The organism is Fibrobacter sp. UWH4 (genome assembly GCF_900142475.1).
GTDB lineage: Bacteria > Fibrobacterota > Fibrobacteria > Fibrobacterales > Fibrobacteraceae > Fibrobacter.
This window is the reverse complement of the sequence record NZ_FRAY01000003.1, coordinates 1-23,699: the sequence shown is the minus strand read 5'-3', so window position 1 is coordinate 23,699 and position 23,699 is coordinate 1. Positions and strand designations below refer to the sequence as shown.

The 23,699-nt window shown below is 51.4% G+C and carries 23 protein-coding genes; 5 read left to right on the top strand and 18 right to left on the bottom strand.

The features are described 5' to 3' along the window. Positions 1-97: 97 nt before the first annotated feature. The 3 genes from BUA93_RS05490 to BUA93_RS05480 all read right to left on the bottom strand — a co-directional run bounded on the left by BUA93_RS05490 (position 98) and on the right by BUA93_RS05480 (position 4,607). Positions 98-2,356: a GLUG motif-containing protein gene (locus BUA93_RS05490; RefSeq protein ID WP_072978175.1), complete on the bottom strand. Its 2,259-nt coding sequence runs from the start codon at positions 2,354-2,356 to the stop codon at positions 98-100. A gap of 91 nt (positions 2,357-2,447) precedes the next feature. Next, positions 2,448-3,566, bottom strand: a complete 1,119-nt coding sequence (locus BUA93_RS05485) for an aminopeptidase (protein ID WP_072978174.1) — start codon at positions 3,564-3,566, stop codon at positions 2,448-2,450. A 102-nt stretch (positions 3,567-3,668) separates the two neighbouring features. Beyond that, the gene (locus BUA93_RS05480; protein WP_072978173.1) at positions 3,669-4,607 is read right to left on the bottom strand and encodes an AgmX/PglI C-terminal domain-containing protein; all 939 of its coding nucleotides are present in this window, start codon (positions 4,605-4,607) and stop codon (positions 3,669-3,671) included. 562 nt (positions 4,608-5,169) lie between these two features. Here BUA93_RS05480 and alr point away from each other — a divergent pair. Then, positions 5,170-6,393: an alanine racemase gene (gene alr / locus BUA93_RS05475; protein ID WP_072978172.1), complete on the top strand. Its 1,224-nt coding sequence runs from the start codon at positions 5,170-5,172 to the stop codon at positions 6,391-6,393. 94 nt (positions 6,394-6,487) lie between these two features. Here alr and BUA93_RS05470 read toward each other — a convergent pair whose 3' ends face one another. The 5 genes from BUA93_RS05470 to BUA93_RS05450 all read right to left on the bottom strand — a co-directional run bounded on the left by BUA93_RS05470 (position 6,488) and on the right by BUA93_RS05450 (position 10,616). Next, complete coding sequence (locus BUA93_RS05470) at positions 6,488-7,771, bottom strand: RluA family pseudouridine synthase (RefSeq protein WP_072978171.1); 1,284 nt, start codon at positions 7,769-7,771, stop codon at positions 6,488-6,490. 85 nt (positions 7,772-7,856) lie between these two features. Beyond that, positions 7,857-8,426, bottom strand: a complete 570-nt coding sequence (lspA, locus tag BUA93_RS05465; RefSeq protein WP_072978170.1) for a signal peptidase II — start codon at positions 8,424-8,426, stop codon at positions 7,857-7,859. Positions 8,427-8,471: 45 nt separating this feature from the next. Continuing rightward, positions 8,472-9,593 carry a squalene/phytoene synthase family protein gene (locus BUA93_RS05460; RefSeq protein ID WP_254793872.1) on the bottom strand — a complete coding sequence of 374 codons (1,122 nt, stop codon included), beginning with the start codon at positions 9,591-9,593 and terminating at the stop codon, positions 8,472-8,474. 9 nt (positions 9,594-9,602) lie between these two features. Next, a complete protein-coding gene (locus tag BUA93_RS05455) occupies positions 9,603-10,061 on the bottom strand; it encodes a hypothetical protein (protein WP_139257805.1) in 459 nt (152 codons plus the stop codon). 120 nt (positions 10,062-10,181) lie between these two features. Further along, on the bottom strand, positions 10,182-10,616 hold the full coding sequence (locus BUA93_RS05450; RefSeq protein WP_072978168.1) for a dUTP diphosphatase: 435 nt from the start codon (positions 10,614-10,616) through the stop codon (positions 10,182-10,184). Between the two features lie 166 nt (positions 10,617-10,782). Between BUA93_RS05450 and BUA93_RS05445 the strand changes: the two genes are divergently transcribed. Next, positions 10,783-11,229 carry a zinc ribbon domain-containing protein gene (locus BUA93_RS05445; RefSeq protein WP_072978167.1) on the top strand — a complete coding sequence of 149 codons (447 nt, stop codon included), beginning with the start codon at positions 10,783-10,785 and terminating at the stop codon, positions 11,227-11,229. Between the two features lie 5 nt (positions 11,230-11,234). On the opposite strand, the gene BUA93_RS05440 is transcribed toward BUA93_RS05445, so the two are convergent. The 3 genes from BUA93_RS05440 to BUA93_RS05430 form a co-directional block, all read right to left on the bottom strand. Further along, positions 11,235-11,597: a hypothetical protein gene (locus tag BUA93_RS05440; protein ID WP_072978166.1), complete on the bottom strand. Its 363-nt coding sequence runs from the start codon at positions 11,595-11,597 to the stop codon at positions 11,235-11,237. Between the two features lie 138 nt (positions 11,598-11,735). Next, positions 11,736-12,521 (bottom strand): RNA methyltransferase, encoded by a 786-nt coding sequence (locus BUA93_RS05435; RefSeq protein WP_072978165.1) that lies wholly within the window; start codon positions 12,519-12,521, stop codon positions 11,736-11,738. A 24-nt stretch (positions 12,522-12,545) separates the two neighbouring features. After that, on the bottom strand, positions 12,546-13,439 hold the full coding sequence (locus tag BUA93_RS05430) for a sugar phosphate nucleotidyltransferase (RefSeq protein ID WP_254793871.1): 894 nt from the start codon (positions 13,437-13,439) through the stop codon (positions 12,546-12,548). Between the two features lie 73 nt (positions 13,440-13,512). Here BUA93_RS05430 and BUA93_RS05425 point away from each other — a divergent pair, with 73 nt between their 5' ends. Next, on the top strand, positions 13,513-15,774 hold the full coding sequence (locus BUA93_RS05425; protein WP_072978164.1) for a DUF748 domain-containing protein: 2,262 nt from the start codon (positions 13,513-13,515) through the stop codon (positions 15,772-15,774). A 37-nt stretch (positions 15,775-15,811) separates the two neighbouring features. Here BUA93_RS05425 and BUA93_RS05420 read toward each other — a convergent pair whose 3' ends face one another. The 7 genes from BUA93_RS05420 to BUA93_RS05395 all read right to left on the bottom strand — a co-directional run bounded on the left by BUA93_RS05420 (position 15,812) and on the right by BUA93_RS05395 (position 21,932). After that, positions 15,812-16,588 (bottom strand): thiazole synthase, encoded by a 777-nt coding sequence (locus BUA93_RS05420; RefSeq protein ID WP_072978163.1) that lies wholly within the window; start codon positions 16,586-16,588, stop codon positions 15,812-15,814. A gap of 47 nt (positions 16,589-16,635) precedes the next feature. Continuing rightward, positions 16,636-17,040: a (deoxy)nucleoside triphosphate pyrophosphohydrolase gene (locus BUA93_RS05415; RefSeq protein WP_072978162.1), complete on the bottom strand. Its 405-nt coding sequence runs from the start codon at positions 17,038-17,040 to the stop codon at positions 16,636-16,638. Between the two features lie 33 nt (positions 17,041-17,073). Beyond that, positions 17,074-17,256 carry a T9SS type A sorting domain-containing protein gene (locus BUA93_RS16530; protein ID WP_254793870.1) on the bottom strand — a complete coding sequence of 61 codons (183 nt, stop codon included), beginning with the start codon at positions 17,254-17,256 and terminating at the stop codon, positions 17,074-17,076. Between the two features lie 60 nt (positions 17,257-17,316). Next, positions 17,317-19,044: a cellulase family glycosylhydrolase gene (locus tag BUA93_RS05410; RefSeq protein ID WP_254793869.1), complete on the bottom strand. Its 1,728-nt coding sequence runs from the start codon at positions 19,042-19,044 to the stop codon at positions 17,317-17,319. Between the two features lie 109 nt (positions 19,045-19,153). Then, entirely contained in the window at positions 19,154-19,816 is a 663-nt protein-coding gene (thiF, locus tag BUA93_RS05405; protein ID WP_254793868.1) for a thiamine biosynthesis protein ThiF, read from the bottom strand. After that, positions 19,816-20,010 (bottom strand): sulfur carrier protein ThiS, encoded by a 195-nt coding sequence (thiS, locus tag BUA93_RS05400; protein WP_072978161.1) that lies wholly within the window; start codon positions 20,008-20,010, stop codon positions 19,816-19,818. The genes thiF and thiS overlap by 1 nt, the downstream gene beginning before the upstream one ends. A 17-nt stretch (positions 20,011-20,027) precedes the next feature. After that, a complete protein-coding gene (locus tag BUA93_RS05395) occupies positions 20,028-21,932 on the bottom strand; it encodes a family 43 glycosylhydrolase (RefSeq protein ID WP_254793867.1) in 1,905 nt (634 codons plus the stop codon). A gap of 233 nt (positions 21,933-22,165) precedes the next feature. On the opposite strand from BUA93_RS05395, the gene BUA93_RS05390 reads away from it, so the two are divergent. Then, on the top strand, positions 22,166-22,345 hold the full coding sequence (locus BUA93_RS05390) for a hypothetical protein (RefSeq protein WP_072978160.1): 180 nt from the start codon (positions 22,166-22,168) through the stop codon (positions 22,343-22,345). A 710-nt stretch (positions 22,346-23,055) separates the two neighbouring features. Continuing rightward, positions 23,056-23,424 carry a helix-turn-helix domain-containing protein gene (locus BUA93_RS05380; RefSeq protein ID WP_072978157.1) on the top strand — a complete coding sequence of 123 codons (369 nt, stop codon included), beginning with the start codon at positions 23,056-23,058 and terminating at the stop codon, positions 23,422-23,424. Positions 23,425-23,699: the final 275 nt, after the last annotated feature.

The following is a 23,699-nucleotide window of genomic DNA, read 5'->3' as shown; positions in this document are numbered from 1 at the left end:
CAGCGACAGAGGACTGATAGGATCCAAACGCACATTTAAAAAGTCGTCCTTTGCGGGACGACTTTTTTGTATTCAGCAATTTTACAGCAAGTTCAAACTAGCGAAGCAGGGCTTTCGACAGAGCCTTGCCGTTCTGTTCCAGAACAATCAACGCCACGCCACGAGCTTCAACAGCACCATTCAAATTCACTTGATGCACACCTTCGTGAAGATCGCCCAAAGACACGGTCTTCTGCAGGATACCCTTCAAATTGTAGACCTTGACGTTTGTCAATCCCGAACGGGAAAGCGTTACCGTTGCCTGCAGGTTTCGGCGGTTTCCATACTGCTTCAGTCCATTTGCGCCCTTCGCTACGACCATGTTGGACTTTACCTTTATAGGAGGATCGTCAATAGGAATTTCGGGAAGAACGCCCGCGGTAAACACAAACTGCGGATACGACATCGTATCGTTCAAAGTCCAATACTTGTCGAAATCAGTCCAGTTCTTGTATAGAGACGCATTCTTCATTTCAGTAAACGCAACGCCGTCTACCGTTGAATCCGCTCCAAACCCGCAGCCATCCTTATTGTAAAGGGCATTTTTTACAGATCCGTCGTTTCCTGCCACAAAGCAGCCGGCACCATAAAGTTCAGCGCCGCTTGCAACAGTCTTTCCAGCAAAGAATACGTTTTCTATATTCTTTCTATTCGTACCGACAAATCCAGCAGGTTCAACCTTACCAGAAACCTTTCCCGTAGCATAGGCATTCAAAATGGTTCCACTGTTACTCGAAACGAAACCAGCGCCTGTGTATTCACTGGTGACATTTCCCGTAGCGTAGGCATTATTGATTTGACCTTCATTGGAACCGACAAAGCCGCCCGCCGTATACGACTCATCATAACCTGTGATTCTTTCAAGAGATCCAGTCGCATAGCAATAGTAGATATTGCCCTTGTTCACGCCGACAAAGCCGCCAAAAACAGAATACGAATGCACATCACCCGTCGCATAGCAATTGAGAATTTTTCCTTTATTTACTCCCACAAAGCCGCCAGCATGCATGCCACCAACGACTTCCCCGCTTGCGAAACTATTCGAAATAATACCGGTAGAGTCATTTTGACCGACAAAGCCACCATAAGTATCACCGGATCCCTTATTACCGTTATTCACATGGCCCGTCGCATAGCAACTATCGATTTTGCCGCTATTGCGGAATACAAATCCTGCCAAATTGTTGAACGCATCAACATTTGCCTTCGAATACGAATTTAATATAGTGCCGACGTTATTCAATGCGAAACCAGACACAAGTCTCCCAGGGAAAGAATCGGCAGAAACCGTGCCTTCCATACGGGAATTCTTGATGATACCAGCATTGTGAACAACGAAACCGCCAGAACTATCGGAATGAACATTCGTCTTGGCAAAGCCGTTTTCGATGACCCCAGTCGTATCGTTCGTTCCAACAAAACCAGCCGCACCACGGTATTCACCAAAAACCGTATCGGCATCGACACTGGAATTCTTGATGGTTCCGCTATTATACCCAACCAGGCCAGCCGAATTTTCATTCATCGAATAAATTGAACCATGAGAAACACACGAATCAATCGTTCCCGTATTATATCCGGTCACACCGCCCAGATAACGGTTTCCATGTTCAAGAATTCCATTGATTTCTGCAGAAACAATCAGGCCTTCATTGTCACCGGCAACTAAACCAAGTTTTTGTCCGTAATAAGTAGACCGCATGTCGGCATCGACTTTCACGTTACGAATAACCGATTTTGTTCCGGTATTGCTACCGACAATACCGCCGACACTTACACGATCATTAATGCCATAAACGACGCCACTAAAGTCTACATCTTGAATGATGCCGTTTTCATTAATACCCACCACACCACCTGTACTAACCGGGGCGCGCACCGTATCACGCTTGAGCTCAACATTTTCAATCAAGCCAAAATTCATTACGGCCACAGAGCCAGCTGCCCAGACAAACTTTACCGAAATAAAGCAATCGGACATTTTCAGATTCTTGACAACACCATTAGGGCCTACAGCCATAAACATGGCCGTTGAACGAGTATCCGTCGACATCGAATAAAGATTCGATATGATATGGTCCGCGCCGTCAAATACTCCATCAAAAACGGACTGTTCCGTTCCGTAATATGCTACACCAATAGGCTGGAAACCGGCGGTGGAATCGGCGGCATTCTTTTCGTTCCGGGAAGCAGACGCATCGATATCGGCAGTCAACACATAATGACCGTTCATGCTGTAGTCACCAATACCTACAGCCTTAAGGTCTTCGTAATCAGCGACCTGCCAAGGACTTTCTGCGGTTCCTGCACCAGCCATTTTACCATTTGTAGCCAAGCATGGTACAGCCAGCAAGCCCCCCCAAAAAATGGAGAGTTTTTTCAACATATTTCCTCCTTCTTATGAAAATCTATTTTCCCAGTTGGTCGGGGTTCAGGCACTTGAGTTCATCTATAACGAACAAGCCGTCTTTGCGGATGAGTTTGTCGTCGAACCAGATTTCGCCGCCACCGTATTCCGGGCGCATGATGAGCACCAGGTCCCAGTGGATAGCGCTGATGTTGCCGTTCGGGGCTTCTTCGTAGCAGCGGCCCGGCGTAAAGTGGATGGAGCCAGCAATCTTTTCGTCGAAGAGGATATCGCACATGGGAGCGTTCACGAACGGGTTGAAGCCGATGGCGAACTCGCCCACGTAACGGCCACCTTCGTCAGTATCGAAGAGAGCGTTCAGGGCCACGTTGTCGCCGGATTCGCAAGTGGCGTTCACAATCTTGCCGTCCTTGAATTCCAGGCGGATATTGCTGAAGTACTTGCCATCATAAAGGGTCGGCGTATTGTAGTGAATCACGCCGTTCACACTGTTGCGCACCGGTGCGGTATAGACTTCGCCATCGGGGATATTCATGTTACCGCAGCACGGAATCGCCGGAATGTCCTTGATGCTGAAGGTCAAATCGGTACCATTTGCCACAAGGCGGACCTTGTCGGTACGGTTCATGAGGTCTACGAGGTTCTGCGCGGCCTTTGCCATTTTCGGATAGTCGGCAAGGCAAGCTTCGAAGTAGAAGTCTTCGAACGCCTCGGAACTCATCTTGGCACCCTGCGCCATGGAGGGGTTCGGCCAGCGAAGTACACACCAACGAGTCTTATCGACACGGTAATTCAGCACGGGCTCCGTAATCTTGCGGTAATTCATCATCTGGCGACCGTCGATATCGCAGTTTTCAAGAGCGTTCTCGGCGCCGCGGATGGCGATGTAGGCCTGCATCTTCTGCATTTCAGCCATCGCAAGGTCAGCCTGCAGCTGCATCTGTTCGATGGATGCCGACTTGATCATTTCGCGACGGACACGGCCGCGGTAGTTATGCACGAATGCGTTACCGCCCACCTTGGCGACAGCCTTCACGAGTTCAGTCGTGACTTCGTCGGGCGTGTCGGTGGTTTCGATAAGAATGTTTTCGCCTGCCTTAAGGGCAATGGCGTTGTTAATCAAATTTTCAGCTAGCTTTGTAACGCGAGGATCTGTCATTTCTATACTCCTATTTGCAGACTATAATATAGCAAAAGGAGATCGCCACGGCGCTACGCACCTCGCGATGACGAGAATACGTAACAGCCGCGGCGAAATAATTTATTCCGTGAATGTAAACGGGATTGTCACCGTGGTATTGCCTGATTTCACCTTGCTGAATGTCCAGCGACCGACCGATTTCTTGATTTCATTGTCGAATTCGCTGTAATCCGTCGTGGACGACACCAGCGACATACTGATGATTTCGCCACCTGGAGCAATCGTGAACTTGAGCGTTACCTTTCCTTGGAACCCCGGCTTCTTTTTGAGGTATTTATTGTAGACATGCCGAAGCCCCGGAGTACGCTGACGGACAACCTTCATGATATCTGCAGCGGAACGGGATGACGGACCGGAGCCCCACTCGATATCCGTTTCCTTGGGAGCCTTTATATTTCCCATTGCCTTGGTCGATATAGCTCCAGCAGAGCCACTGACCAGGTTCGAGATATCGTCGCCGATACCACCGCTGCCACCAGCAAACATGCCTTGGTTAAAACCGTCTGAAATTTTTCCACGGACTTCGCCAATTTTTGTTTTACCCGTGACCTGCAAGCCATTCGTATTCTTGAGGACCTTATCGATATCCTTGGCAAAGCTTTGCTTGATCAAGTCGTAAGCGGCAGCCGAAGCATTTGCAGTTTGAGCCTCTAGCGCATGAATAACGCCACGATTAAGCGGGGCTCGAGGGTTTCCTCGCCCTACGGGTTTTCCGCCAGTGCCAGGCCTTTTGCGTTGGATATCTTGAGGTTTTCGTTCCGGTTTCTTGTCGGGCTTTTTTTCCTCCTTTTTGTCGATGATGTTCATGGTTGCTTGCATTTCGGTGGTTGGCGTATCCACAAAAATGGAATCGTCAATCAGCACCTCGTACGTCGTGGCCCAGAAGCACAAGAGTATCGCGACCAGAAGCGATACGCCTGCAATGCGCACCATCTTCTTATCGGAATCCGGCATCAAGGACGCGATGAACGTTTCCGGGGTTTGTATGACTGCTGTCATGATTTTATCCTCCCTTTGCAGGGTTTTGGTGTTTTGAGATACAGGCAGGGACACTACCCCTTATGACGGGGCATTATTCTTGCCTTTAGGCAGACTTCGGAACGGGACTTTAAAAGCAAGCCCATTACACAAAGTCAAATATGTCAGGGAATCAGAACGACAAAATAAAGAAATTATTTTATTCGCAATCCATTCTACATCTGTTCCTTTATTCAGAATTAGAATGGCTCATATCTTTCTTCACTAGAAAACTACAAACAAAAAATCAAACGGATTCACCGGAAACGGTAAACAATTTTTCATCGAGCAAATTGTAAATTCGAACAAAAGAACAGAAATGCCGTCGTTATGGGGCCGCATCAAAATTCGAACCTCTTTGGAGAACGAAGACTTTTTACAAAAAACATGTCAACCTGGTTTATTCCAACTTAGAGTACCAAGGCTTTTGAAGGTTCCGTTCGTATCGCATCCGTTACAATTAGCCCTAAATTAGCGCTCTTTGAAAGCATTTCTTTACGAATTTTGATAAAAAAAGTTAGGAGTTACCTATATTTTCACTATCATGAAACTTTTAGCAACACCCCCCGACTTAAATAAGATTGCGCGCCCGAACTGGATTGAAATCAACTTAGACGCCCTCTGCAACAACATTCAATTTATCAGGAGCCAGATTCCTGCCAACACAAAGATCCTTCTGCCCGTAAAGGCGGATTCATACGGCCACGGCAGTCTCGCCTGCTCCTTTGCAGCCAAGTTTGGTGGTGCCGACTACCTCGGAGTCGCCCACATTAGCGAAGGCATGCTGCTCCGCCAGTACGGAATGGATCTGCCGATTCTGGTACTCGGCCCCTGCACACCGGCGGACTTCGCCTACTTTGTTGAATTCCAGCTGACCGCAGCCATTACGGATATCCGCACCGCCATGGCATTCGACCAATTCCTACGCGAAACGGAAACCACCTGCAAGGCCCACCTCGCCATCGATACCGGCATGAACCGCTACGGCTTTGACGCCGAAGACTTCAACAACATCCGTGCGGCGCTCAGCCTCAAGAATCTGCGTTTCGAAGGAATGTTCACCCACCTGGCCACTGCCGACATGCCGGGGAATCCGAAAACCGAAATTCAGATTCAGCGTTTTACACGCCTAGTCGATGTTTTGGAAGCCGAAGGACTCCGCCCCGAAATCTGCCACTGCAGCAGTTCGGCGGGAACCCTCACCCATCCCGAAAGCCATTTCGACATGGTTCGCCCAGGCCTCGCCCTTTACGGTTACAACTGCATGGGCGCAGCCCCTTCCCCGTGGCCGATCAAGCCCGTTATGAAAATCAAGTCAACCATCCGCCACATCCACGACGTGAAGCCCGGCGAAACGGTGAGCTACGGCGGCTACTGGATGGCGCAACAGCCCACGCGCATCGCAACCATCGCCATCGGCTACGGCGACGGTTACCTGCGCGGTGAATACAACAAGGGTTTCGTCTTTATCCGTGGACAACTCTGCCCGATTCTCGGACGCGTATGCATGGACGCGACCATGGTCGATGTAAGCCACATTCCTGATGTACAAGTCGGCGAAACCGTCGACGTGGTGAACGGAGAACTCGACTTTCGCATTTCGATGGAAAGTGTCGCCGATGACCACCACACGATTCCGTACGAATTAACAAGCCGCGTCGCACGCCGCCTGTATCGTAAGTATTACTGGAAGAACCGCCTGGTCCGCTGGGATTACCTGCGCCAGGAATTCGGTGTCAAGGACTACAAGGAATACCCTCTTCGTTAATGCCAACGGCATTAATGAAATTCAGAATTCGGAATTCGGAGTTCAGAATTAAAACAAACTAACCTATTCCGAATTCACAATTCCGAAATCCGAACTACAACAAATTAGGGTCAATCGTCGGTTCGTATCCGGGCTGGACGAAATCCTCGGGAGCGACGCCGCGCTTACGCGCGGCCTTTTCTTGCTTGATTCGCTTGCGTTCCGCGGCCTTCGCCTTACGGTTCGCCGCACGGGCGGCACGTTCGGCAAAGCGCTGGGCGCGCGTCTTACGTTCCTTCAATTCAGGGAAAACGCCTTCGTCAAACACATCCAGCGATTCGTTGTCCATTTCGTCCGCCTCATCGCCTTCGGTAAAGCGCATTTCAGGATCGAAGTCGCGGAAGCCCTCGTCTTCTTCATCAAAGACAGGAGCATCCATCGGGCATTCCTTCTTGAGAAGCTTGAGAACTTGTTCGAAAGGCTTTTCTAGCGGGACCTTGAACTTCATCTTCTTGCCCGTCGTCGGGTGAATGAGCTCAATCTTGACCGCCTGCAACAGCTGTGCAGGAGCGATTTCGAGAACCTTCGCCGCAACATCCTTCATCAAAGGAGACACGCGGTTCAAGCAGCCGTCGCGACCATCGTACAGCGGGTCGCCCACCACCGGGTGTCCCATGTAACGGCTATGCACGCGAATCTGGTGCGTACGGCCGGATTCCAGCTGCAATTCCAGAAGCGTCGCAAAAGCGAAGAATTTCTTAGCCACAAAATGCGTACGGGAAGGCTTACCATCGCTTACGACCGCCATCTTGAGGCGGTTCTTCGGATTACGCCCGATAGGGGCATCGATTGTGCCTTCCAAGTCGCGGGGATGCCCCCACACCAGGGCGTTGTAGGTGCGGTGCAAGGTGCGCGTTTCCAGCTGGTGAGCCAGGTGACGGTGCGCGGCATCGTTCTTGGCGACCACCATAAGCCCTGGTGTATCCTTGTCCAGACGATGGACAATGCCCGGGCGTAACGGACCGTTGACCGCTGACAAATTCTCCTTGAAATGATACAGGAGACCTGCAGCAAGCGTTCCATTCTGCACACCGTTGCCAGGATGCACCACTAGATTTCGCGGCTTGTTCAGCACGACAATATCGTCGTCCTCGTAGACAATATCGAGCGGAATGTTTTCCGGTTCAAGCGTACTCGCTTCTTTTTCGGGAACCTTTTCCACCACCACGACCATTCCCGCCTCGACACGGAAATTCTTGGGAGAGGCAACACCGCCCACCTTGACTTCGCCAGCGGCAATCAGTTTCTGGATATCGGTGCGGGAAACATTTTCCATGACACCCACAAGAAACTTGTCGATGCGTTCACCGGAATGCTTTTCGTCTACTAGGTAATTCATAAGCAGTAGGAAGTAGGAGGTTAAATCAAGTCATTCTCGATCGAAGGGTGGATCCCGTCGCTGCGCTCCAGGATGACGCAGGGGGTCACGTTTCGGTTCTATGCTCTTTTTCATTCTTAATTTCTTGATGGATTTTCTTCAAAATAATGGGTGAAAGAATCACAATGGCGACACCGACCGTTACAAAAGAATCGGCAACATTGTACGTCGGGAAACGAGTCATGATAAAATCAGGAAAATCGCAGTCGATAAAATCAACCACCATCGAAAGGCGCATACGGTCGATAAAGTTACCGACGGCACCGCCCAAAATCATCACTACACCGAGACGGCTCATCCAATCGCGCTTATCAATGGACTTGTAGAACCACAAAAGTACAATCGTCGCCACAACCGAAATCAGCAAGAAAAACAGCCACGGAGGCAAGAAAGGCATCAGATCTTGCGGACGACTGCTGAATGCAGCACCCTTGTTAAACACCAACTGAAAGCGAACCAGTTCACCGACAACGTTGATGACGTCGTGATTCGGCGCTCCGGTCTCGTTCGTAAAACGCACAAGCGCCCATAGCTTTGTCAGCTGATCGGCAACAATGCTAAAAAGAATAACGCCCAAATGGAACGGCCACTTATTTATAAAATCAAATTTTTTCATATTCTTCTTTGGATTGCTTCGCCCCTATGGGGTTCGCAATGACGTTTATAAGGTTTGCGCCTCGCTCTTCAATTTAGCGTAAGACTTTTCAATCCAGCGATCCGAATAGAAATGCAATGTGGTCGACTTGATAATCCGCTTCACGGTATCGCGGGTAATCTTGACCTTTTTCTCGGAAGCAAAGAGGCTCGAACCGTCGCCAATCAATTTCATGTTCTCGGCGGCCATAAAGAGCGGCCATAGGCAGAAAAGCCTCGTGCGCATCTTGACATTCGGAATCAGCTTGGTATAGGCAATCGCATCGTCCAGGTGTCCCCAGGCTTTTTTCACGAGTTCACCCATGACGGCGGCGCGGCGCTTGTCAAAATCGACCTTCGCAGCGGCATCCGTCGGGACATTGAACATTTCATATGAATGAGCGAATCCATGCCTACGGCAAATTTCTTCGGGCACAAAGCAGACTCGGCGAGACGAATCTTCGATGCAGTCCTTCACGATGTTCGCCACCTGCAACGCAAGCCCGAAACTCACATCGAGTTTCTGCATTTCGGCCTTGCGAGCATCACCGATCAGGCAAGTGTCCGCGGCAAAAAGATTCGTCAGAAGTTTGCCGACAATACCCGCCACATAGTAACAGTATTCGTCGAGGTCGGCGACACTCTCCAGCGTAAACCAGCCGGAACTGAGCGCCGCCTCTTGCCTGAGCGCAAACTTCGCCATGCCATGACACATTTCAATCGTCACCGCACGCACCGGAGCCGCATAGACTTCAGGCAATTCCTTCAGCAGCGGAACCACCACGTGCGTATGCAGGCACAAGTTCATGTACGGGTGTTCCGACTTACGCCAACTTTCCGGGAGCGAGCGTTCAAATTTTGCAACAGCCTCTTCAGGCAGGTCCGCCGTCCTGAAAATGTCGGCAAGCAGGCCCAAGACAATTTCCTTCTCGGAAGCCTTCATATCAGGATCGTCTTCTACCGTATCGGCAATGCGCAGATACAGATAGGCAAGCAAGATACTCTTGTGAAGTTTTCCCTTCAGGACATTGATGTTGAGCGCAAAAGTTCTCGAGACCTGCAAGAGAATCTCTTCGGCATACTTCCATGCCGCGCGGCCATCGAGGACGTTTTCGCCTACTCCAATTGAATCTAGGATATTGGACATCATTGAAGGCTCCTAGTACATCGTCTCTGCGTAAACATCGGGCGGAATCTTTTTCGTCTTCGCCATCGCATTCACGTATTTCCACAAGCGACCGTGAGCTTCTGCATTTTTCAGCTTCTTGGTAAAGCTCCAGATGGTATGGTTATGGACATCGCTCTCGCTGCGGAAATTGCCCCTGATTTCGGATTCGTAACGAACCTTACGATACTCCAAAAAATAAGCGGACTGATAAAGTTCTGCTGTCTTGCTCTTGGCGGTACGGCAAAGAACCGCTCCGACGATAAAGAACAGCGGCGATACAGCAAAACCGTAGTACCAAGGGTAATCAAGCCACTTGAAAAACACCCAGACAGCCGGAAGCGCCGATACCAACGCCATCAGAAGTGTAAAAAGAAAATCCAACGGAAGCCAATAACCACGCCACGCAGGGACATACGCCCATTTGATTCCTTTTCTGACCAATTTTTTCATGTAGCGCGGATAGGTGACGCGATAAAACCAAAAGTACAGTCCGATCCAAAAAAATACCGGAATCCAAAACCAATAATCCAAACTTTCAAGAATCTGCATACGCAGACAAATGTAGAAATTTTAGATTCCCGTGCTGCCGAAACCGCCGCGGTCTGCGCCGTTCAGCGGGCCTTCCTCGAAGGTAAGCGTCGGCTGCTGCTCCATGATGCGGAACTGCGCGATGCGGCTTCCCTTCTCGATGGTCACGTCGCGGGTGGCGTACACGGGCATTTTCCACCAGTCGTTTGCACCGCAATAACTGGAATCCACCACGCCCACGGAATTCGCCTGCAAGATGCCGAAATTCTTGAATGTGGAACTACGCGGGGCGATATGCGCCTCGTAACCCTCGGGCAACTTCATTGCAACGCCCAAATGAATCAGGCGGAAATCCCCCGCCTTGAGCGTCACGGTCTCCGCCGCCGCGAGGTCAATCCAGTCGGACTTGCCGCCCACATACGTGAGGCGCGTGATAGAATCGTCGAGGTACTGAATCTTAATCGTCTGTGATGCCATAAGCCAAATATAAATAGTTTTCAAAACAGTCTATTTCAAGCATAAGCCACTAGGCGAAACAAACAGGATTGTCTAAAGTAGTTTTTACACAACGCAACAGCCTGTTTCTTGCATTTGTGTCAGGCCGTAAGTATATTTGACTCCGTAATCGAACAAAGGAGATTCTATGACGACCCAAGATATTTTGAAGAACATCCGCGAAAAGCACAATCTCACCCAAGACCAGATGGCCGAACGCATTCACGTGACCAGGCAGGCCGTAAGCCGCTGGGAGACCGGCGAAACACAGCCGAACACCGAAATGCTCAAGGTATTGTCAAAGGAATTCAATGTTTCCATCAATACGTTGCTCGGCGCTCCACGTCAGCTCTTTTGCCAGTGTTGCGGCATGCCCCTCGGCGACGACGCGATGATCAGCCGCGAAGTCGATGGCAACTTCAACGAGGATTACTGCAAGTGGTGCTATGCCGACGGCAAGTTCGCCTACACCGACAAGAATACGCTGCTGGACTTTTTGCTTTCGCACATGCCTAATCCGGAAAATACGCCAGATGCGGAAAGGCGCAAGTTCTTCGACTCGCACCTTTCGCAATTGAAGCATTGGGCAGGCTAAACGCCTCAAATAACGGCGTCAATTTTTTCGTTCCAGTGGTCCGTGGTTTCACGGGCCACTTCGTTTCCACAATCGTAGATGCACAGGAAGCAGATTTCGTTCACGACTTCGTAATCGGAGCCGCCATTGAACACGTTCGCATTGCCGTATTCCTCGCGATCTTTCCACAGATAGACTTTGCAGGCATTCTGCGCGGAAACAGACTTGCAGTATGCGGCAAGCATGTCTTCAGTGAGGTCGGCGGCACAAGTCGCGGCACCCGCAGCCCCATTCACCACCAAGGGCGACGCAAGGATTTCGGCAAGCGTTATGACGCGCGTGCCTTCCTTGGCCAAAATTCGCCCGGCGATGTTGTACTCTATTTCCATATTTATCTATAGATTGCTTCGTCGCTACGCTCCTCGCAATGACGTTGCTAGGTTATCAAAGCAAATGCTTGCATATACTTTGCAGAACCGACGCCGTCATGCGCTTGCGCAATGACACAGAAACAGTGTTTACGACTTTTATTTGTCTGTTGCCGTTTCGGCAGCCTTAGCGGCTTTCTGTGCCGCGGCCTTGTCGGCAGCCTGTTCCAGGCGGGCGGGCTTTTTCGCAAGATTACGAATAAGTCCGAACATCGCCGAAAGTTCGTTGCGGGTCGGGTGCAGGCGCTGCAAAAGCGTATTGAGGAAGTTGTCACGCCACGACTGGTCGTGATACTGGCCAGTCAAGTAGCGGTCCAGGAACTTCTTGAAGCTGTCAATTTGGTCAATCGTCGCCGGAGCCGTTTCGCAGGCACCCTTGCTTCCACGCTTCGCGCGACCTTCGCCATTGGCGAGCGCTCCGCTGCGGCAAAGTTCGTACAGGCCCACCGTCACCGCCTGCGCCAAGTTCAAACTCATAAGTCCCGGCACCGGGATTTCGCACTGGTACGTGCAGGCATTCACCTCTTCGGTTTCGAGGCCACAAGATTCTCGACCAAACACAAGAGCAATCGTGCCATTCTCGGGCAACAATTCCGAAAGCCCAGGCATCATCGTGTGCTTGATGGCAGACCCGTAAATGCGGCGGCTGAAGGCAACTGCGCAGGCGCAATCACCGATGGCATCTTCGAACTTGTGCACGATGGTCGCCTTGTCCAGGACCTCGTGACTGTTCGGTGCCGTGTGGTATGAATTTTCAATCACCTTGTCGCGCTTCGGGTAAACGATATAAAGTTCATCGAGGGCGTAGCAGTGCATGGCGCGGGCCACAAAGCCCACATTGTGCGGATGTTCCGGTTCAACAAGTACAACTCTGAATTTACGCATGAGTGAGTGGTTAGTGATTAGTGGTTAGTAAACAGGGGTTGGAGGGACGTTCCACTTGAAACCCTTGCCACGGATTTCGTTTTCGATTGTTTCGCCTTCGGCGATTTCCGCGCCGGCATAAATGACGGAATGACGGATTTTCACACCTGCGGGCAGTTCTACGCCCGGTTCAACGACAGCTTCGTTCGGGTCACGGCCAAGTTCCTTAAGGCGGGCCTCCACCGCCGACATCAAGCCTTCGGGCGAACCCATATCAATCCAGGTCGCATGCAGCTGCGTCATGTCCACGAACGGAGCACGCCCCGCCGCAATTTCTTGCTTCCAGAATTCACGGATATCGAATTCCCCGTCGCGGATTCGCGAAAGAGCCTCGTCGCTGTACCACGAAACGCCCGAGAACGTCGCGGGCGCACCTTCTGTAGCGCCGAACCTCCCGGCAATGCCCGCCAAGCGGCCATCAGCCCCCACGCGGAAGGTATTCACCTTCGGAAAATCCACCGCGAGCAAGGCCACCTGCGGACCGTTCGGCTGAGCCGCCAACGCCAGCGCATTTCGAACAAATGCCTTCAAGTCAAAATCGCAATAGGCGTCCCCATTCATAATCAAGAGGCCGCCGCGGTAGCCTTCATTATAAACACGCTTGAGCGGACCGGCCGTTCCAAGAATTTCGGGCAACTCCACCCAAACCTTCTCAAAGCCAAGCTTTTTCCCTGCCGCCACCAACTGGTCCGCCAGATAGTGTGCGTTTGCGTGTAACCGAATGTTACCAATCGCACGGGCCTTTCGGGCCTGCAAATCCAAAATTGAGGCATCCACCACAGGGACGAGCGGTTTCGGCACGTCATTTGTCAGCGGGCGAAGCCGCGTTCCGAGGCCCGCCGCCAAGATCAACACATTCAGGGAATCGTTTTCCATCATAAACAAAGATAGAAAATGCATCTCTAAAAAAAATTAACAAGCCGTTCCAAAGCAACAATTCTATTTTTAAAGTATGAAGAAGCGTTACATAGCCCTTATCGTTCTCGCAGTTCTCTGCATCCTCCTCGTCGTTGCTCTCAAAGTCGGCCCCAACATAGCCAAGAACTATGTAGTCGACCACTCCGAGGAACTCATCGGACGCAAGATGAAAATCGAAAACGTGGACTTCAGCCCGTTTTCTTTCACTGTCACCGTCGATGACTTCGCCATCTACGAAAGCGACGGCACCACACCATTCGTCGCTTTCGAAAAGTTCCGCATCAACGTGAACCCCACGCGTCTCGTCAAAAAAGAGATTAGCGTGAGCGAAATCTACCTGAAAGGCCTATATACGCGAGTCACGCAGAAAGGCGACCAATTCAACTTCAGCGACATTTTAGACAAATTCGCAGCCGACAGCACCGCCGACTCCACCGCAGCAAATGCCAAGGCAGCCACTGTGCAGGCGCAAGCCGCAGACACGACTCAAGCCCTGAATCTTGACCCGAACGAAATGATCGGCTTCAGCGTCGCCCTCGAAAACATCACTCTCGAAAAAGGCAACATCATTTACGAAGACCTCAAGGTCGGCTCCAAGATTCACCTGGAAGATTTCTCCGTCGCCATTCCCGCCGTGTACTTCAGCAACAAGAACACCGACATCGGCGTGAACCTCAAGTTCGCGAACGGCGGCGACCTGGGCGTCAAGGTGCAATTCAATATGAAGACGCAGGACTTCGGCGTTAACGTGACGCTCAACAAGCTCGCGCTCGCCATTGCCAAGCCCTACCTCAAAGACTTTATCAACTACAAGGATTTTGAAGGCTCGCTCGGCGTGAACCTAAACGTCGCAGGCAATGTCAACCAGATTCTCGCCTCGAACGTAAGCGGAACCGTCGCCGTAGACGGCATCAAGCTCACCGAAACCAGCGGCAAGGTCATCGGCGTTTCGCACGTGGGCGTGGGCATCGCCAAGGCGAACCTGGACCAGATGGATTTCCGCGTCGACTCGGTTATCGTAGACGGAGCATCCGCACACCTCGACCTGTTCAAGGATGGCAAAACCAACATCGACGTCCTGCTAGAACCGATCATGAAACCCGCCAAGAACAACTCTTCCGATACAACCGCTGCCGAAGAGCCGAAATCAAACGAAAAATCCAAGCCGCTCAAGGCGGTTGTAAACAAGCTCGCCGTCATCAACACCACCGTTACGGCCACGGACCACACGCCCAAGCAGCCGTTCAACTACAAGGTGAGCAACATCGCCGTCAACGGTTCAAACATCAATTTCAACACCCCCTGCGCCATCAACGTAACAGCCTCCTTCCCCGAAGGCGGATCGCTTTCGCTCAAGTACAAGGGCGCACTTTCCGACATCAGCACGATGGACGCCTACATCAGCGTGAAGAACCTCGCGCTCAAGCACTTTTCGCCGTATAGTCACCACTACACAGGCTACCCCATCAGTTCGGGTACCATGGCGTTTGCGAGCGAAAACAAGATGAGCGGATGGAACATCGAAAGCAAGAATACGATTGACATCTACAACATCGACGTGGGCGACAAGGATTCAGAAACCGACCCGGAATACACCGTTCCGATGAAAGTCGGCCTCTACATTCTCAAGGACAAAAACGACAAGATTCAGTTCGACGTCCCCGTGAAAGGCAACGTGAAGGATCCCGAATTTTCTTACCTAAAAATCGTATGGAAGACCGTGATGAACCTGCTCGTTAAGGTTGCGCTTTCTCCGTTCAAGGTTGTCGGAAATGTCGCCGCGACCGGTGCAGGAATTGTCGGACTTGACCTCGGCAAGAATGACGAAATACGCATCGATCCTCTCGCCAGTTCATTCAGCAGCGAACAGTACGCCAAGGCACAAAAGATGACTGAAGCGCTCGCCAAGGACAGCAAGCTCAAATTAAACTTCGTTCAGAGCTTCAACCTGAAGCGAACCGTTGACGCCTACAAGACGCGCAAGTTGAAAACAGAATTCTACAAGGCAACGCAGAACAAGGCGACGCTCAACGAACTCGATGAAAAGGCCATCCAGGCTATCGCCGACAAGGACAGCGCATACGCCGCCTACGCCGACGCACACGCCAAGGAACTCGACCGCAAGACTCTCGAAAAAGAAATCCTTGATATGGCCGAGGCCCGCAACCAAGAACTGCTCAAGACCCTACAGCAACAGCCCGGAGTCACCAAGAAGAACGTGACCGTGACAACAGCCCCGCGCAGCGCACTCACGCCGAAAAAGGCGATGTACAAGGTGCAGATTGATGTGCAATAAAAGAGCTTAGTTGGTAGAACTTAGAGCTTAGATATATTTAGTCTCTCAAGAATCCCGTGAGCGGGTCGGAGGCAGAAGCGCCGCGGGTCAGTACGCGGCCAAGGCCAGCGAGGTAAGCCTTGCGGCCCGCTTCGATGGCAAGCTTGAAACTCTGCGCCATCATAGGCAAGTCACCGGCGGTTGCAAGTGCTGTATTCGCCATAATCGCAGCGGCGCCCATTTCCATGGCAGCGCAAGCTTCAGACGGTTTGCCGATGCCCGCATCCACGATAATCGGAAGGTCGATTTCATCGATGAGAATTTGGATGAATTCGCGAGTCGAAAGCCCCTTGTTGCTTCCAATCGGAGCGGCGAGCGGCATCACGGCTGCGGCACCTGCGTTCACGAGGTCGCGCGCCACATTCAAATCCGGGTACATATAAGGCATCACTACGAAACCCTCTTTCGCCAAGGTTTCAGTCGCCTTGATGGTTTCGTAGTTGTCGGGCAAAAGGTACTTGGTGTCGCGCATGATTTCGATTTTAACGAAATCACCGCAGCCGAGTTCGCGGGAAAGGCGCGCGATGCGCACCGCCTCGGCGGCGTTGCGTGCGCCGGAGGTATTGGGGAGCAAGGTCACGCCCTTCGGAATATAGTCCAAAATATTCTCGTGGTCCTTGGTATTCGCACGGCGCACCGCGAGGGTCACAATCTGTGCCCCGGCATCGCGCACCGCTGCTTCAATCAACTTAAGGGAATACTTGCCGGAACCTAAAATGAAACGGGAACTGAATTCGTGACCGCCAATAACAAGAGCATCTTTCTTTTCGTCCATAATACTTTACCTTTATCCACCTATTCCAAAATAAAATTTAGAATTTCTCAACGGCTTTCTAATGCCTCCACCACCTGCAAATCAGCAGGGAGCCAATCCACAGTACGCAACTCTGCCTGAGAAAGCCATCTAGAAGCTTCGTGTTCCAGAAGTTCCGGAGCCTTTCCGCCCGCAATCGTACATAGATAGCAATGCATGGTCAGGTGAAAAGCAGGATAATCATATTCCACGGTGCAGACAAAATCACCGACAAGGACATCGACGGCTAGTTCTTCTTTAAGTTCGCGAACCAACGCCTGTTCTGAAATTTCGCCGGACTCCATCTTTCCACCGGGAAATTCCCAGTAATCCTTGTAGTCGCCATAACCGCGCTGGGTAGCGAGCATCCTAGTCCCCGCCAACCGCGGATCGCCATCACAAATAATACCCGCCACGACTTCAATCGTTTTCATGGCAGGTAATTTAGAAATTTTATGGAATAAAGGCTACTTGATCACAATGCGGAAGATCCGTCCACCCTCTTGAGGCTTGACCAGGTAAGAACCAGGACGCTTGACCAGGGCGGTCATTTTCACCTGAATGTTTACTAGCTCAGTATCAGAGAACCTTGCAATCAAACGTCCCTGCATGTCGAATACATTGTAGTTCGATACGCTAGGTGAACCCAATAGAGTCGGACGATTTCCAATCACAGTTGTTGAATCCCCTGTTGAATCGGATACTCCGCACTAATCAGTTTTACAAAGTTCCAGCCAGTCGATGTTCACATAGTTGCCCACAATTTCAAGTTTGAGCACATGGTCACCCGCATCAAGATTCACCTTGCCCGCATCGTATGTAGAATAAGTTTCCCAGTCAGCGCCTTGCGGGAAAACGACATCGTCCTTGATGACCTTGTCATCCACATACAACTTAACGCCAGTATTTTCGGAAGAAGTTGCGTAGCTCACGGACAAGCCATACTCACCCGCTTCGGCTACCTTCACCGTGTATTCGAGCCATTCGCCTTCCTGCGTGTAGCCGATGGCGTAGCCATTGCCCGCCTTTACGATATCAACAGCATCGTCGCGGTACTCGCCGCCCTTGTTATCGTCATCCTTGTCGAGGAATGACTTGCCTGAGCCACCGACATCGTAATTTTCGACTTCAATTTTTCCCGGGATTGCAGCGGCAACATCCTTATAAGGCGCCTGAGGAATAATCGGCGTCACATACACACGATAACCGTACTTGGTATTCGTGATATTCACCGGCACCGTAATCTTGCCGTCACTTACACCATATTCCTTGTCTGACACCGGAGTCGTCGATGGAACAGCCTTGTCCTTGTCTTCCCATACCACATATTCCACCGTCACATTCACCTTGTTTCCAAATGCAGCGGGAATCCCCGAGATATTCACGTTTACATCGCCCAAAGTATTGCCTCCAAGCACAATGCTTGCAAAGCCTTTCTTCTTGTCAAGGGCGGCAAAGCCGTCTACGCCGTCGCTCTTGTCATTGGGCGGCGTAACCTTAGCCATGTAGCCGCTCATATCACCGTACCACTTATACAGCCACCAACCGCCACCGCGTTCGTTGTTCTTGGTGAGCAAGCTACCCAATCGTCCCGGAAGCGGTACAAACCACCAAGAAATCATAGCGCTTTCGACACCGTGGCGTTCGAATTTGGCGATAAACGGAACAGACAGACCCGGGCAGCCTTCTTCGCTATGTTCCGTCGAAGAATATTCATTGATACTCAACGGACGCGGCTTGACGTTGTATTTCTTTTCAAGATTGCGGTAGGTTTCGACAGAGCCCACAAAGCCGCCGCTACCCCACTGGTGCCAACTGACCACGTCGGGCATGCAGTTGTTCTGCGAGCAGTATTTCACGAATTCTTCCATCTTGGACGCATGGTAAAAAGAATACGAAGGTCCGATAATTTTTGCACCCGGGTCAAGCTTGCGAATCAAATCATAAGTCTGTTTCCAAAGACCGGAATTGAAATCTATTCCCGAAACCTTCCAGGTGTCGTTCGGCTCATTCCAGATTTCGTAACCGTCGAAATTCTTGTTATTTGATTTGAGCTTGTCGTTAATGACCGAAGTCACCTCGTTTTTCCAGTGGTCCATGTTCTGGAACTTGTAGGGCCAACCAGGCAAGACGTCGGCAAGGCGAATTTGGATTTTGGCACCGATGCCTTCGACACGCGGAGCAACGAGGAACGCACCACCAATGCCCTGCTGGCGGCCGCTACCGCTACGAGCCGGCGAAAGAAAAACGTTCGGCTTCAGGGGCGCAACGTCCTTCTCGATATTGCTCGGAAGCGTCTCAGTAAGGCCGTAAAGCGAGCCCGTGGCCACATGGGTTACCGGCTTAATGCTGTCGCCTAAACTAACGTTCAAGTTCACAGCCGCATCTGAAAAAGCGGCTAGAGTCAAAATAGCAGCAAAACTGTTTATCTTTTTCATAAACATCTCCAAAAATCACCAATAAAAAAAATACCCCCTTTTAAAGGGGATATCTCATGCTCTTTGCATCTTTCTATGGATGGATTGTCAATGGGACTTGCGCTTTTTCTTACGCAAAATCAACAATGATACGCACAACGGTCAGGGCCTGATGGGCAGCACAGAGCATCACGCGCGGGGCGATCAAACCGATTCCGTCATTCACATCGCTTTTGCCGTCACCACAGACATAAAAGCGTTTGGTCACCTTGCGGGTCGTAATTGAATTTCCGCTATCGTAGCCGGCCATTCCAGAAGCTGCGACTAGGTACTTTTCGGGCATATTTTCGAGCACCGTATTCACAAGCATCGCCTTCGCCTCGGCATTGTCGAACGCCTCGCAAACCACATCGGCCTTGGCCAGGAGCGGGACCGCATTTTCGGCAGTCACCTTTTCAAAGTGAGTTTCGTATTCCGTGTACGGGGCAATCTCTTTCAAGTTCGCAAGCAAGGCATCGGGCTTCGGCATACCCACCTGGTTCGCCTTGTACTGCTGACGATGCAAGTTCGTCACATCGACGCAATCGAAATCAACCAGAATCAATTTGCCGACTCCGGCCCGCGCCAAAGAAATCGCGATATTTGAACCAAGCCCGCCCAAGCCGCAAACGGCAACCGTGGCAGCCTGCAACTTGCGTACGGCATCTGCACCTTGCCGCTTTTCTAGCGCAGCGAGCATCTCTTCGCGAGTCGGCACGCGGGAATCGCACATCTGCGAAATTTCGGATTGCATCACCCGCCGCCTACAAAGTTCACAACCTCGACGACATCGCCGTCAGCCAACACCGTCTCGGCATACTTTGCCTTCGGAACAATTTCCTCGTTCCGTTCCACAGCGATGCGCACGGTATTGTACCCCGCTTCCGCAAGGTATTCGGCAACGGTCTTGCCCGCCGCATCGACACTCTGTCCATTAATCGTAAGCATAGAACAAATATAGGAAATCAGAACATCACCCTGTACGGGATTTGCTTATCATACCGCCGGCCTTTCAGGTCTCGGTATTTTTTATTCTGGCCGCGCATGTCGCCCGCACGGAGGGCTCGATTATCGCGACCATCGATGCGACGGATTGCATCCGTCGAATCCTTCGCGCCCTCGTCAAACTTGATATTGCCTACGAGCGTTTCGCCGCCGAGGCCTTCCGCCGTCAGGTAGAAGTCCTGCACGCCCTTGAGTTCCGGCAGGTTGGTGCACCGCACGTCAACCCACTTGGTGGCATCGCCTGCCGAGGGCAAATCGCATTTCGAAATCACGTCGCCCTTCTTGCTTTCCTTACGCAGCGAAAGCGTACCGCCGACTCCGTTCTTCACCTGCACAAGCACGCCCGGGCCCACGACGGAATCCGTAATCACGTTCTCGAAAATCGCGTAGCCGCCATCCTTGATGGCGAACTCATCATCAGCCGTCAAACGCACGCGGATGCCGTTGTCAAAGCCGTTCGCGGGAATCGTGTCGCGGATAATGCGCAAGAAGTCGAGGCGGTCGAGTTCCGCATAGTGCTTGCCCTTCGTAATCTCGATGAAGTTCGAACCGCGCTTGAGTTTTGCTGGGATGTACACCACCGACTTCTCGGGGAATGCGCTCCACGCGCCCGTCAGCGGCAACGCCACTTCCTGGTTCTTGCCGTTGATGCTCACGAAGTGCGAACTTCCGTTCGCGCCGTCTTCGGTCCAGTTGTTATCGTAGCGGTAGCGAATCAGGTAATCGCCCGCCTGCGGGATAATCATCGGCAGGCGAATCTTGCTGTCTTCGTAGTTGATGTAGGCACAGAACTCGCCGTTCGATGCATCGGAGCTGCTCGAGATATCCACGTGCGTCAAGGCGCCATGTTCCGCCTCGGCGCTCAGGTAACGCCCGAGGAAGGGCTGCCCCAGTTCCGGCCAGCCGTCGTCGGTATAGACGATGTCGCGAACTTGTATGTAAGAGTTACCGCCGTCGTTCTTGTCGTAGTAATGGTTCACGAAACGCTGGCGGTTCACGTCCTGGAACGCCTCGCCGCCCGCAGGCCCGTAGTAGCGCCCGTAACGGCTCAAAAGAATCGTGCCGCCGCCATTCAATAGAGCCTTGCCGCTGCGGTCCACGTACCCGCCGTCAATGCGGTTGGAGCGCCCCACCGTCGTCTTGTAAGAATTGTTCTCGAGATCGGCACCCTTCTTGCAGCAGTTGTCCCACGCCGTGAACAGGTAGTAGTAGCCGTCGTGCTCGATGAGGCTTGCGCCCTCGATGCCCGAACCGCCGCGGTTTGCGATGTTGATCATCTTCGCGCCGTCTTTCACCTTGCCTGTTTCTTCGTTCAGTTCCAGAATGTGGATGCCCGTGCCCCACGAACCGAACGCCATCCAGACCTTGCCATCGTTGTCCTTGAGCACCGCCGCGTCAATCGCGTTGTAGGCGTCGCTCTTGACCGTGTGAATCACCTCGCCCATGTCCGTCCAGCCGTAGCCGGGTTTTGTCGGGTCGATTTCCTTGCTCGCCATAAAGCCCATGCCCGACGAGCGGATGCCCATCTCGGAGCCGCAATAGTACATGCGGTATTCCCCGCCGATGTAATGAATGTCCGGCGCCCAGATGTCAATCATGTTCGGCGCGTACTTGTAAAGCCACTTCGAAAATTCCGGCATGGCGGGCTCGCCGTTCTTCCAGTTCAGCGCATCCTCGGAAAACTGCATGAGCATGTGGTTGTCCGTCGTCGCGAGCGCATAGCCGTCCTCGTAACGGATGATGTCCGGGTCATGCCCCGCCCAGCGCGTCTCCTTCGCGTACCAATCGGCCGCAAAGGCCGAACAAGCTAAAGTAAGTATCGCCGCAGTCGTTACGACAGAAGCCTTGCCAATCCCGAATTTCATTTTTCCTCGCTTTACCCATACACCACACTCTAAATTTATACTCCCCTAAGCCATTCGTCAACCACCCAACAATCCAATACCATTGATTTTTTCACAACAAGAAACAGCGTTTTTCAGCGCCCAACCGCTTGCGATCCCGCATAAAATAAGGTATATTCAGAAAGCAGGTCTTATAGGGGCTCTTTATGAGCCGAGGTAAAACCTATCTTGATTAGGTAAAACGGGAGATTCCTATGCCAGCAAAGTGTCCGCATTGCGGAAAAATTCTTACGAACGCGGAAGTGCGTTCAATCCATTCGCAGATGATTGGGAGCCGTCCCAAGCCCACCAGCGCCGAGAACGGCAAGAAGGGCGGAAGGCCCAAGGGCGCGAAAAATAAGTCAAAGAAAGAAGAATTTTCAAAAGAGAGTTGAAATAAATGAAGCGAATATCTCTAATAGCGTTTTTGGTTGTTGTTGGCGTTCAGGCTATTTTCGCCAATCAAGCAACCCAATGCTTTCAAAAAGCATGGGCGCATCCTGCTGATGGTGGGCTTGGCTTAACAAGAGGACAGGCTACGGAAATCTGCAATCGCGCAAGATATGCCAACGAGGTTATTTTGTGCTTTAGGGTCGCGTGGGCACATCCTGCCGACGGTGGACTTGGTCTGACAAAGGGGCAGGCTGTTGACTTGTGCAAACGAGCCGATGATGCTTTTGAAGTTCTTAAATGCTATGCTGTCGCATGGGAACATCCGAATAGACATGGCTTAGGTCTAACTAGGGGACAGGCAGTTAGATTGTGTTCGCAAGCTAGCAGCGCCGCGAGCGTTATAGGGTGTTTTGAAAAGGCGTGGGAACATCCGAGTAGAGGCGGACTTGGAATGACCAAAGGTGGAGCGATAAATCTTTGCACCGAATCCGATGGCAATTAGACTTATTTTTGCGCTTCCATCTTTCCCCTGATAAACGAAACATCACTCTTTATGTCGGAAAGAGTCCCCTTGAATCTTATAGGAACTCTTTATGAGCGGAGGTAGAACCTCGTTCAAAGTTCAAATTTCATTCCCTCCATTCTTCAAATTAGGCTAATCCGTCAATATTTATTGACAATTTAATCAAAACAATATATATTTATTGACATCATGGGTAAGAAAAGCGTAACTCTACTGCCGAAAACCGGTAAAATCCTTGAACAGATGGGAGAACAAATCCGTCTGGCACGCATGCGTCGTAAAATTTCTGTCGCGCTTGCTGCCGAAAGGGCGGGCGTCAGCCGAGCATCGGTATGGGCGGTGGAAAAAGGTTCCGCGGCAGTGGCAATCGGCATTTACGCAGCAGTACTCCACGCCATAAGCGGCATGGACACCGACCTTCTCAAGGTCGCCGCAGACGACGAACTTGGCCAAAAACTCCACGACATCGAACTCCTGAAAAAATATCACCCGGAGAAGCGCACGCCCCAAAACAACCATTACCGAAATGAAAAAAATCGTCTGCACAAACTGGCGTAAAACCGCAACAAAGAACGGGATTTCCCGTAACGAGCAGTCCTTTATGGAAAGCGCCTTTGCATCTAGGTAATCACCCAGTTTTACGATTTTTCCAGCGTCTAACCGCTTGCGAACCCGCATAAATAAAGGTATATTCTGAAAGTAGATCTTATAGGGGCTCTTTATGAGCGGGGATAAAACCCGGATACAAGGTGGCGGGCGACGAGAAGGGCGGCTGGAAGTTCTTCAGTAACGTGCTGAACACCTTCGGGATAGCGCTCTTGATTTTGGTGGTG